This window comes from uncultured Porphyromonas sp. (assembly GCF_902489635.1).
Lineage (GTDB): Bacteria > Bacteroidota > Bacteroidia > Bacteroidales > Porphyromonadaceae > Porphyromonas.
Genome location: NZ_CABUAN010000022.1, coordinates 1 through 12200, shown reverse-complemented (window position 1 = coordinate 12200; position 12200 = coordinate 1). Strand labels below are relative to the sequence as shown.

The window sequence follows — 12200 nt, the reverse complement described above, 5'->3', positions numbered from 1 at the left end:
GCCTATAGCCTGTGAGCCTCCTCCTCGGCAAACTCCAGTTTCCTCCGATGAAATTTTAGTTCCCTCCGATGAAACTCTAGTTTCCTACCTATGAAACTCAAGTTTCTCACTTATGAAACTCAAGTTTCTTACCTATGAAACTCAAGTTTCTTCCGTATGAAACTAAAGTTTTAAGCTGATGCACTGATAGTTAGCTGAAGCTGCAAAATGAGGGGCTGGGGGAAGCGAAGGCTTTGCACTATAGTCACGGTCGCAATTGCTACTTGAATTCGAGATTTCATCGAGAGATGGGGTGGGGGTGAGATCTTGTCCTTGTTTTCTTACTTATCACCTGCAAGCGTCTATGCACTAGCGTGTTATGCTACTTGTCATGTCCGATTTTGATAAGTGGTGGTATGTAATCTTGTCCGATTTTGATAAGTTTTTGTCCGCAAATGATAAGAGATTTAGCGATTTCGAGGTCTATCTTTGCAACAGAAACAAGAGGGATAGACTCCCGACCATGTTCACGAGATGAACATTAGGTCGATGAGCTGCCTCTCTGCTCAGGATTAGTTACGAACCCGTAATTGCAAATCGTATGAAAAATAGACTTCTCTCCCTCCTTCTCTCCCTGCTTGCCATTACAACATGGTGTACGGCGCAGGATGTAGGGATCAAGACCAATCTCCTCTACTGGGGGACTGCTACACCCAATCTAGGTGTCGAGGTTCGGGTCGCACCGCGCTGGACCATAGACCTATCGGGAGGGTACAACTTCATCAATCCGATCAATAAGGAGACGGGGATGAAGTGGCTGCACTTCTCCGTCCTACCCGAGGCGCGTTACTACCTCTGTGAGGCGTTCAACGGGCACTTCTTCGGTCTACACGGGCTGGTCGGTTTTTACAATGTCAATAGGCTCGACATCCCCATTGGTCGTCTGAAGAATCTCAAAGACTATCGTCTCCAGGGGTGGGGCTATGGTGCCGGCATCACCTATGGATATGAGTGGGTGCTCGGTAAGCACTGGAACCTGGAGGCCTCGATCAGTGCGGGCTACATACTCTTTGACTACACGCGGTACAACTGTGAGCACTGCGGCAAGGTCGTCGCCAAGGAGCAGAAGAACTACCTAGGCCCGACGAAAGCGACCCTCTCACTCATTTACCTCTTCTAATCGTACAACTCCACCAAAAGCAGCAGAAGATATGAAACACACTATATTACATCTCACGACGCTCGCTCTAGTTGCTCTGGCGATGCTCTGGCTCTCGACAGAGGGTGTAGCTCAGGAGGCTCCTAATCCACTAGAAGGGCTCAGAGTCAGCTCTCAGACGGTCGCAACGAGACAAGGGGCTAAGGCGGTCATCGACTTTGATCTAGACCTTACCCAGATGCAGCGACTGAAGAGCAATACGGTGCTAAAGGTAGTGCCGACGCTACGGGCCAACGATGGCTCTGACCAGCTTGACCTGCCAGCGATCTCTATCTCAGGTCGTACGCGGGCTATCATGCTACGTCGCACGGGCGAGGAGGTCGATATAGTTCGCAGCAAAAGTGGTGAGCAACACTACCACTACACGGCCGAGGTACCCTTTGCACTATGGATGAAGGACGCCTCACTACTCTTTGACGCTAAGGGCTACGGCTGCGCCGGCTGCGACCTAGGCGACTACACCACCATGCTGACACCGCATGCGCTAGCTCCGCTCTATCAGCCCACTTACCGCTATGCGATGCTCGTACCTGAGGGCGAGGAGACCAAGCGTCGTGAGGAGAGCCTCACGGCGATGATCACCTTCCCAGTCAATAAGACGAACCTTAATCTGAATCTCGGTAATAACCGCTCTGAGATCAAGCGTATCAACGATAAGGTGCAGGAGCTGACGACCAATAGTGCGCTGACCGTCGATGCCCTCTCATTGACTGGATACGCTTCCCCAGAGGGTCATGCAGATCTCAACCAGAGACTCTCAGAGGGTCGTGTCGAGAGCATTGCTGCTTACCTCGTACGCACCTATCCACGCTTCAAGGGGCACTACACTTCTCAGGCTATGGGTGCCGACTGGGACGGACTACGAGCCGCCATCGAGGAGAGCAGCGTAGACTATAAGGAGCAGATACTACAGATCATCCAAGACACTCCTGCCGACAAACGCACCGAGGCTCTCCGCGCTATAGACAAGGGCAAGACTTACGCTCACCTGCTACAGACTTACTACCCGCCCCTACGTCGCACGGTCATCACCTTCTCCTTTGTGGTCAAGGGCTTTGATCTAGCCGAGGCGAAGGAGGTGATCAAGACGCATCCGACGCATCTCAGCCTAGCCGAGGTCAATCTGGTGGCTAATAGTTACCCAGCCGGCAGTGCCGAGCGGTACGAGACCTGGGCGATCGCTGCAGACGCTTTTCCCAATGCTGTCGAGCCAGCGACCAATGCGGCGATCATGGACTTTGAGGCGGGTCGCTATGCGCAGGCCGTCAAGTTACTAGAGCGCTATAAGAAGAATACGAAGCTCTACACCATCCTGGGTATCGCCTATGCCTACAATGGGCAGTACGACGACGCTCGTACCTACCTAACCAAGGCTGCACAGCTCGGTCTGCCCGATGCTCAGTACAACCTCGATGAGTTCCTACACTACATGCAGGACAACTTCTAAGCAGATAATCAAACTAAATATTCACCACTAATCAGATCAACTATTATGAAAAGTAAGCTTTTCCTACTGAGCCTCGTGGCTCTCACACTCGCCTTCACGGCGTGCAACAAGAATCAGGACGAACCACAGTCCGAGACAGACGCTACGATCAGCGTCGCAGTTAAGTCGGCCGACCTCAGAGCTTATGAGGATGGCGCAGGCAATGCAGACAAGCAAGTCCAGAAGCTGGCCGTCATGGTCTATCAGGGAGATGCACAGGTCGCCTACAAGGAGGCTGACGTTGCTAGCTCTCTCGAGGTCACCAAGATCCAGACGACAGCTGGTGCTAAGACACTGGTCGTCGTAGCTAACTATGCTAACAAGAATCTCAAGGGACTCTCTCTAGCTAAGGTCAAGGCACTCACGCACACACTCTCTGCAGATGACCAGGACCCCACCAAGGGTACCTTCATGCTCACCGCAGAGCCTGTATCTGTCACCCTCCAGAAGGGCAATAACTACTACGGCTACGCAGCTGGTGACGGCAACCGTCTCTCTATAGATAAGCCTATCGAGCTCAAGCACATCCACGCTGGTATGTCTCTGACGAGCGTCACGGTGGCCTTTGCCGAGTCTTACGCAGCTCTCTACAGTGTCAAGTTTGACAAGGGCGCGCTCATGGCTCTCATCGCTAAGGCTCAGTCCAATGTCTTCGGCGAGCCTCTCGCCAACGCTGATCTTAACTACCTCTATGGCGAGGAGCACTTTGGCACGCAGCCTAACGCTTATACCCCAGCAGCGGCTAACTACAATGAGATGGCAGAGCTCAAGATGGATATCACTGAGGTCGGAGCTACTATGACGGGCAAGGGCTTCTACGTGCTAGAGAACAACTCTGGAGAGCACCCCACCATCCTCTGCCTCAAGGGCGAGCTCACACAGGCTGATGGTACTGCACTAACAGACGATCAGGCTCAGCAGGCAGTAGAGGCTGGCTGGATCGTATCTAAGACAGATCACTCGACCTTCTATCCAGTCTTTGTCAACTGGACAAAGGACGGCTACACCTACGACGGCGGTCATACGGCCAAGAACGCTATCGAGCGCAATAACAAGTACGAGATCGCGCTCACGATCACTGGCCCTGGTACAAACTCACCTGAGGATCCAACCGCTGATACAGCCAACCTAGACGTCAAGTGTACAGTAGTACCTTGGGTCATCGTCAAGCAAAACGTCGTCTGGTAGACCACGCTCTCACAGATAGCTTTAGAGCCACCGACTAGTGTGGTGGCTCTAGAGCCGTCTCTATCCTGTCGGAGAGTCTGCGCCAAGCGCAAGATCACACATCCTTCATAGTCAACATACGATCCCTAATGTTTGACGGCAGGCTCTCCACTTGTTACTCTTCACTTTAAGCACCCCATTGAGACACTAATATGAATATCGTACAGAGATGGATCAATAAGACAGCGACCACGGCGTGGATAGTGTCGATGATAGCCCTCTTGTCTGGCTGTATCGCAGAGGATCTAGAGGATTGTCCTCAACCATTCGAGCTGACCGTACGGGCTGTAGATATCTCCAACCAGGATATAACCTCTGATGGGGATGTAGAGAACGTGATACTCTTCACGTTTGACGAGAGCGGCAAGCGCCTGGACAAGATCCTCCTCAACGCTCAGGAGATCAAGTCGCGCAAGCCTATCCACATCGAGCATTACGGCCCTAAGTCGCTCACTTTCGTCGCTTGGGGTAATGTAACAACTGCTGATATGGCTCGTCTAGAGTCCGTACAGCGTATCGAGGATGTCCAGATGCCACTACAGCGTACAGATGGCTTTGGGCAGTATCCTACAGACCTATTTTCCGGCCGACTAGACCGACAGCAAGTCTACGGCAAGCTCGAGCTAGGCAAGCCTGCTACAATAGACATTTACCGACGCACCTGTCAGGTCAATGTGACAGTCCTAGGCTATGAGCAGTGGCTCGGTCGCCAGGGTTATAAGCGACAAGCTTTTGACCCGACAGACTACGCTGCAGCACGGATCCTCTTCGGCAAGTCCCTAGACAACTACGCTATAGTTGATACATACGATGGTAACCCCACGACCTACCGTCTGACGGGCTCTCTCGATGGCTCTACGGGCGACTACCGAATAGCACCCTTTAGGGTCTATCCGCCTATCGGGAGCAATCCATTCCAGCTAGACTTCTACGTTGGCGACAACTGCTTAGAGAGCTTTACCAAGGACTCACGAGGCACGCTCATACTACCCGAGATAGGCAAGATGCTCAACGTACTCATCGACATGCGATCTGGAGATATATCCGTGCAGGTCGTTGTGACCCCGTGGAATGTCGTACATCAGTTTGTCATCTACTAAAGTCTCATTCACATGCAAAGCTTGAAATCCCATGAAACCATATAGACCTATACTTACAACGCTGCTCGCACTATCGGCACTCCTCTTGACAGTGCTCTCAGGATGTAAGCGCAGTGAGCTGAGAGAGACTTTAGAGCCTGCCACCGTACAGCTCTCTGTCCCGGCGATGACCCTGCGCGGGGGGCAGCTCCTCGTAGAGGACTTGCCCGTGCAGACGATCCGTATCCTAGTCTTCAATAAGGCGGGAGGAGCTCTAGATGCACAGCAGAGCTTTAGCACTCCGACCGATCTCAGCGACTGGCTACGCGTGAAGGCTCACGAAGGAGAGAAGGAGATCTACGTCATTGCCAATGAGAGCCCGGCTATGAGCGACGCTCTGAACAAGATTGTCTTCAAGCGTGACCTGCTCAGCATGGCTATCCCTGATAAGGACCCCAGCAGTGCGACGGAGTCCAAGCCGATAGTTATGATAGGTCAGGGTACGGCGACTCTCCTTAAGGATCAAAACGTCAAGGCCGAGATCAACTTGATTAAGACAAGAGCTAAGATCACGCTTGACTTGAAGCAAGAGACGGCGACCGATGACGAAATCATCATCCGTAGCGTGTCGATCAGCCGCTTGCCTAAGACCAGTATGCTCTTGACACCAAATCCTTATAGCTTGGGGGCTACATGGATCTACAGCAAAGCTGAGGAAGCTACGCTAGTCAACAACGCAGAAGCTACCTCTTACATCGCTGACAAGACGCTCTACACCTACGAGAGTCTCGATAGCGATACGGCAGGTCATGCGCCTATACTGACCATCGAGGCTCTATACAATGGAGTCCCTACGACTTATACGGCCTATGTCAATGATGCGACGAGTGACTCCGACCATCACTACGCACTGCATCGCAACTGCCACTACCAGCTGACAGGTACGATCACTAAGATTGGAGTGCACAACGCATTACTGCTGAAGACGGAAGTCTTGCCCTGGGATGTAGAGGCGAGTGAGAAGAAGCTCGAGGTGCCTAAGATCGTGAGCCTCTCTCCCGATCCTACAGCAACTTACTACGTGACCGATACGGAGGCTGCTGAGTTCAAGGTCAAGATAAGCTCCAGCAGCGACCCCTCTAAGTGGCGCGCCACACTGACCAATGCGCTCGACTTCCGCTTTGACATCACGGGGGGCGCCGTACGAGAGGGTCTAGCCGATGGCACTACCGAGTACACCATTCGGGTGATCGCTACGAAGCCCGCAGGCGTTAACCAGCGCTGCACGCAACTACTCTTTACCTCGGAGTATCTAGACCTAGCAGGGGCAGGGATGCCTGCGGAGGGTATCAAGATCTGTCAGAAGCATGCTTAGCAAACCATTAGAAGCATCATAGATTATGAATAGACTTATAGATATATCCACCCGTTTGGTCGGGTATGCCTTGATACTGCTGATGGTATCAGGATGTATAGCGGAGAGACCCGTGGCATGTCCTGATGACGACGCCTCCTCAGCGCAGCTATCCCTACGACTAGCCGTGCAGGAGATCCGCTCACTACGTGCTACAGAGGCAGGGGCCGATGCGCTCAATGAGAACAAGATCGAGCGTCTCCAGATCCTCTTTTACAAGGGAGGAACGCTCTACTGGTCAGTCTCACCAGCACCCGCTGCCGATGGCAACTACAGCATACCGATCCCAGAGGCTCAGCAACAAGGCTTCGACGGTAGCTCTATGTACAATGTTTATGTCGTGACCAATATGAGCTTCACGGCACCACAACAAGAGAGCGAACTAGCGAAGATTGTAGTCACCGAGTCGGTTGCTGAGCTGCCTAACGCTAAGTTTGTCATGCAGGGTAAGACCTCCAAGCAGATTAACCTAAAGACCCCTGAGGGCAAGCAGCTCGGAGCCGTTAAGCTACGTCGTGTAGCCAGCAAGCTACGTATCACGCCTACCGTCCAGATCACAGGATATGAGCTAGGTGGCGAGATACAGGTCAAGTTCGTCGGAGCCACAGATCGTGGCTACCTTATGGCTGAGGAGTCAGCTACAGGCGTCTCCGCTATTGACTACGCCTACCGAGCTACTCAGGATCAGCAGCCACAGCACTTCTACTCCTATTATAATAAGTGGAACAGCAACGACGAGGCCCCTTACTACCTCCTCACCGTGCCACTCAAGAAGGCGGGCGAGACGACAGTTGTCAACAACTACTATCGCGTAGCCCTGACGCCTGCGGAGCCGCACTTTACGGCCAATAAGCTCTACGACCTGAAGCTCGGTATCCATAAGCTGGGCTCCACAACTCCCGAAGAGCCTGTGGCGATCACTGGCACGCTCTCTATCCTCCCCTGGGCTCTGTGCGATGATCAGTATGACCTCCCAGCAGCTAACTATCTAGAGGTGTCTGAAAGAGAGGTGCATATCTACAACATCGAGACGTACACGATCACTTATCAAACCTCCAAGAAGCCTATTACGGCTCGGATCGTAGAGGCTAGCTTCAGCTATGTCAATGGTGCTACGGGAGTGGCGACAACAGACAATATCCCCTCCTCCAGTGATCAGTACCCGACGGTTACTATGGTGGGCAATCAGATCAGGATCGTGTCCAAGCTACCAGTCAACAATGTACCCAAGAAGATCCGCTTTAAGGTCAGCAACGGCATCGCAGAGCTAGACAAGGAGGTGACCGTCTATCAGTACCCCTCGCTCTTTATCATCAATACGATTGGTGTGAAGTCTTCGCTCAGACCCGACGGAACCTTGGCGCATGACGGACTGAACAACAAAGCCATCTACCGTATCACTGTACAGAACCCACCCGAAGGTATGATCCTAGGTTTCCCGCCGAGGGAGACGACAGACTTTTGGCCAGGAAAGTGGTTCGTAGGAAATACAGGTTTTTGGGGAACTATTGTTGAGCGTTGGGAGCTAAACAATGGAGAGAAGATCTCTAAGCTTACCACGAAGCGTGATGCTGAGACCGCTCGGATGGTTTCTCCCAGCTTTGAGCTAGCCTCTCAGCTTGGAGCCACAGACCGTTGGTCTTACCTAGAGTATGGTTGGAATTATAGCAATGGGAGGTGGAGTGAGACTAGCAAGATAGGAGCCTATAAGAAGACCGCTCTGTACGACTGTGCGGCCTATACAGAGACGCGTATAGTCAATGGCCAGGAGGTAACCCTCAATGACTGGCGACTGCCGACAGAGGCTGAGATCAGAGTGATAGATCAGCTACAGAACGACCCCAATAGTGCTGTCAAGTCTATTATGACTGGAAACTACTACTGGGACGCTCGAAACGGGAATGGAGCTACAGAGATGACCAACCCAACCCCTGGTGCCGAAGGCTCTTCCACACAAGCTTTCACCCGTTGTATACGCGATGTCAAGGATCCGACGATTCAGTCACATGTACCATACAGATTAGACCGATAGAGAGTTATGACTAGAACGAAGATATTTCTATACTCCCTCCTGCTGTTAGCCTTTATGGCACTGTCTGCGTGCCAGCAGGAGCAGCGTACAGCTCCTGTAGATCAGGATGGAGAGCGGGTCACTGTATCCCTCTCGGTAGATGTACCGCACTATGCCTCCATGCGCGCTATGCAAGAGGGTATTGATGAAAACAAGATCGACCGGCTAGAGCTACTCGTCTTCAACGAGGAGGGGTTGATGGCAGACTACGCCCTTGCGACCGACCTAACCAAGGCTGGCGAAGGCAATTACACCTTCACCGCCCGACTGAAACCACAGAGCTCACCCTGCGTCATTCACTTTGTGGCCAACCGCAACTATGGTGGTAGCGACTCGGGTAGGCAGTACCTAGGGCGTAAGGAGAGCGATGTGCTCCTCTCAGACCTCGTGACTATGACCGAGGTCAGCCAGAAGAAGAGCATCCCGATGTGGGCTCGCTGTAAGTATAATGAGGTGCAGGAGAATAGCAACCTAGGCGAGGTCAAGCTCCTACGCTCTATGGCCAAGTTTACGCTAGAGAGCCACACAGGAAAGCTCACCGATGTCTCTTACACACTGTGCAATAGCTACAACTGTGGCACCGTGGCTCCCTTCAAGCGTGCGGCGTTGCCAAATCTTGACGAGGCATTTAGCGTAGAGGATCGAGTCCCGACCGTGCCGAGAGAGACCTTTCTAGACAATGGAGATGCAGGCCTCGGCTGGTACACAAGTGGGGCTTCTATTTACGGCTTCGAGCGAAGGAACAAGGTGGCAAAGCCTATCTCCTGTCTTGTCATACGAGCTAAGTATGATGGAGCTACAGACTACTCTTATTACAAGCTCGACTTCGTCAAGAGTGCCAACCGTCTAGAGCGTTACGACCTGCTCCGCAACTACTGGTACAAGGTGACCATCAATGATGCCCTAGCTGCTGGAGCTCCCTCACTAGACGAGGCGCTGGCAGGGCCAGCGGTCAATAACCTCGCACTCTCTGAGGAGCTGCAAGCCTACCCCTCGTACTCCGACGGTAAGGGACGACTAGAGGTCGAGGCGAGCAACTATATCTTGATACATGGAGAGGGTACACTCACCTTTAAGGCAAACTATTACCCCGAGGGCAGTGCCACAGCTCAAAATGATAAGCTCCAGATCGTTGCCGTGCGCAATGAGACCAACTACCCCGCCATAACAGATGATAGTCAGGTCAGTATCACGCCAGCAGGAGTCATCACGGCAACGCTCCAACCCGTTCAGCCTGGAGAAAGACGTATCTCCGACATTATCGTAGGAGTAGCAGGTGACCCCGACCTCATGCGCATCGTCCGGGTTGAGGTGAGAGAGCCTTACAGCTACGAGCTCTTTGCGGTCAATGGGCAGTCTGCGGTTAGCAATGCGGTTACGGCTAACGTCCATGGGCAGAAGGGTAAACTCTCTTTTGTCATTACCCTACCAGAAGACTTTAGAGCGCAACAGCTACCGATGCGCCTGCGCTTCTTTACGGAGCATTTCTATCCAGATGTAACAACGGAGGATGGCCGTATGGGCAAGTTCTCCTTTGGTCTTGCCAAGGATGGTTCGAGTCCAGTGGGTCGTCCCTGCTACACGACCATCATCTCCAAGCTACCGACAGACCGGACACTCAGGTGCACCTTCCTCTCGAACAAGAGTGCTTGCACTGAGACCATCGAGGTGGTCTCTGTCGAGAACCTCTTTGACACGCAGCGTGTCAACGTCAATGCTAACTAAGTAGATTAAGAGGGGGGCTCTACTACTTGGTTGAGCTAGTGAGGCTGTTACTCCTTGTGGAGTGACAGCCTCATGTTTCATTTAGCGAAGTGGGTTAGATGAGGGCGCGGCGGCGGCCGGTGGCGTAGAGGAAGGCGATCTCGATGAGCCCCGACAGGATGATGATGACGACGAAGACGATCAGCTTCACATGCAGTAGCACAGCGACCAAGGCTCCAAGCGCGATGACCGCAAGCGAGAGGAGTTGGTTGACGAAGACCTCACGATTGCGCCCATTGGCCGTGAGGACTAGCTCGATGAAGAAACCCGAGATGAGCCATATAGGGATCAGTGTCGTCATCAGTAGGAAGACGGGTAGGATGAGATCCTCTATCGGTCCATTGCCCATGATCCAGATGATCGGCTTGGCGGCCAGCATGAGTGCCCCCATGCAGGCGATACCCATCAGCAGTTCGCCACGCAGTATCTTGTGTATGCGCTCTGTCGTATAGCTGGTGCTGACCGAGGGAAAGAGTGCCACATTGAGCTGCTTGGTGATATACATGACGACGCTGACGATCTTCATCGAGAAGTCGTAGCCCGTCAGGGAGGTCATGCCAAAGAGCGAGCCAATGACGAGGTTGAGCCCTGCCGACTTGACCGTCATCACCAGATAGGAGAGGAAGAGTGGGGTAGCCTCCCGTAGGAGGACGAAGCATTTGCGCAGTGAGGCGAGGCGGAGCGAAAGCTTTTCGCGCCATAGGATATAGCCGAAGGCGATCCCTGCAGAGAGTATATTGCTCGCCGAGGCGAGTAAGACGTAGCGCGCCATGTCGTGGGGCGTGAGTACCCAGAGGATGATGGCGACGGCTAGGAGCACCTTGGTGGCGATCTGTATGTAGAGGTAGATGCGTGTGCGCTGGATGCCGATGAAGTACCAGTTGGGCATGATGACGCAGGCCACGACCGAGAGAAAGCTTGCCCAGAGGAGCGTGCGGTAAGAGGCCAAGGCTCCGACCCACAGCACGATAGGCAGAAAGAGCAGGAAGGAGAGCAGGAGCAGGTAGAGGCGACTAGAGAGGATCAGCGAGGTGATGTCGGACTTGCCCGCCAGGTTGCGCTCCTTGTCGTAGTGCGCTAAGTAGCGGGTGCCGATCATGTCTAGACCATAGGTCACCAGCGTGGTGAAGTAGGTGATGATCGAAAAAGCGTAGACATAGGCTCCGTACGCCTCGGCCCCGACACGATGAATCAGGATCGGGTAGATGATCAGATGAAAAGAGGAGTTCAGCACGTTGATTAGTCCGAGAGAGAGAAAGTTCTCTAGGACTAGTCTATTCCCTCTGACCATAGCGCATAGTCTCTGGAGGAGGTTTTTCGGTGCGGGAAGGGGCGTTTGGTTCATCTGATGGGATCGGGTGGAGTAGGCTGAGGCTTATCTAGCTTCAGTACGAGGACAAAGGTACGAATTTAGAGGTTAGAGATTAGAGGTTAGAAAGCTGTTGGCTGTTGGCTGGAGCCATCGGAGCCATCGGGACTATCGGAGCCATCAGAGCTATCGGAGCTATCGGAGCTATCAGAGCTATCAGAGCTATCAGAGCTATTGGGGCTATCGGAGCCATCAGAGCCATCGGAGCTATCGGGACTCCGATCTCTAACCTCTAACTTCTAAGCTCTAACCTCTAATCTCTAATCCACCCTCCGATCCGCCCTGATGGATAGGACCTCGCAAGAGGTCCGACGAATCATAGCCGTGGGTCGGAGGGGCAAAGCCCCGAACGACCCACGGGGACAAGACGATAGCAGCTTATCGACCCCTTGTGGGTCGGACTAGACGCAGCTTATAGTTACAGCTCCAGTCCGACCTCCCACAATGGGGAGGTCGCTTACTTCACATGGCACTCCTACCCCCAGTCGTTCGGGGCGTAGCCCCTCCGACTGGGGGCTATGATTCGTCCGACCGCAAGCGGTCGTATCGCTCCGATCCCTCCGATTGTTCCGATTCACTCCGATACCTCTAA

General features: G+C 53.1%; 9 protein-coding genes. 8 read left to right on the top strand and 1 reads right to left on the bottom strand.

The genetic code is table 11. The features are described from left to right. Nucleotides 1–580: 580 nt before the first annotated feature. From RDM37_RS05480 to RDM37_RS05450, 7 genes are all read left to right on the top strand, one after another. Nucleotides 581–1159 (top strand): DUF3575 domain-containing protein, encoded by a 579-nt coding sequence (locus tag RDM37_RS05480; protein ID WP_308555705.1) that lies wholly within the window; start codon nt 581–583, stop codon nt 1157–1159. A 31-nt stretch (nt 1160–1190) separates the two neighbouring features. Further along, nucleotides 1191–2645: a DUF3868 domain-containing protein gene (locus RDM37_RS05475; protein WP_308555703.1), complete on the top strand. Its 1455-nt coding sequence runs from the start codon at nt 1191–1193 to the stop codon at nt 2643–2645. Nucleotides 2646–2690: 45 nt separating this feature from the next. After that, a complete protein-coding gene (locus RDM37_RS05470) occupies nt 2691–3872 on the top strand; it encodes a fimbrial protein (RefSeq protein WP_308555701.1) in 1182 nt (393 codons plus the stop codon). 191 nt (nt 3873–4063) lie between these two features. Then, the gene (locus tag RDM37_RS05465; RefSeq protein WP_308555699.1) at nt 4064–5011 is read left to right on the top strand and encodes a FimB/Mfa2 family fimbrial subunit; all 948 of its coding nucleotides are present in this window, start codon (nt 4064–4066) and stop codon (nt 5009–5011) included. 31 nt (nt 5012–5042) lie between these two features. Next, the gene (locus RDM37_RS05460) at nt 5043–6365 is read left to right on the top strand and encodes a fimbrial protein (RefSeq protein WP_308555697.1); all 1323 of its coding nucleotides are present in this window, start codon (nt 5043–5045) and stop codon (nt 6363–6365) included. A gap of 25 nt (nt 6366–6390) precedes the next feature. Then, nucleotides 6391–8436 (top strand): fimbrial protein, encoded by a 2046-nt coding sequence (locus tag RDM37_RS05455; RefSeq protein ID WP_308555695.1) that lies wholly within the window; start codon nt 6391–6393, stop codon nt 8434–8436. 6 nt (nt 8437–8442) lie between these two features. Further along, nucleotides 8443–10200 (top strand): fimbrial protein, encoded by a 1758-nt coding sequence (locus RDM37_RS05450; protein ID WP_308555693.1) that lies wholly within the window; start codon nt 8443–8445, stop codon nt 10198–10200. 94 nt (nt 10201–10294) lie between these two features. On the opposite strand, the gene RDM37_RS05445 is transcribed toward RDM37_RS05450, so the two are convergent. After that, the gene (locus RDM37_RS05445) at nt 10295–11584 is read right to left on the bottom strand and encodes an oligosaccharide flippase family protein (protein ID WP_308555691.1); all 1290 of its coding nucleotides are present in this window, start codon (nt 11582–11584) and stop codon (nt 10295–10297) included. A 104-nt stretch (nt 11585–11688) separates the two neighbouring features. Between RDM37_RS05445 and RDM37_RS05440 the strand changes: the two genes are divergently transcribed. Further along, on the top strand, nt 11689–11844 hold the full coding sequence (locus RDM37_RS05440; RefSeq protein ID WP_308555689.1) for a hypothetical protein: 156 nt from the start codon (nt 11689–11691) through the stop codon (nt 11842–11844). Nucleotides 11845–12200 lie beyond the last annotated feature (356 nt).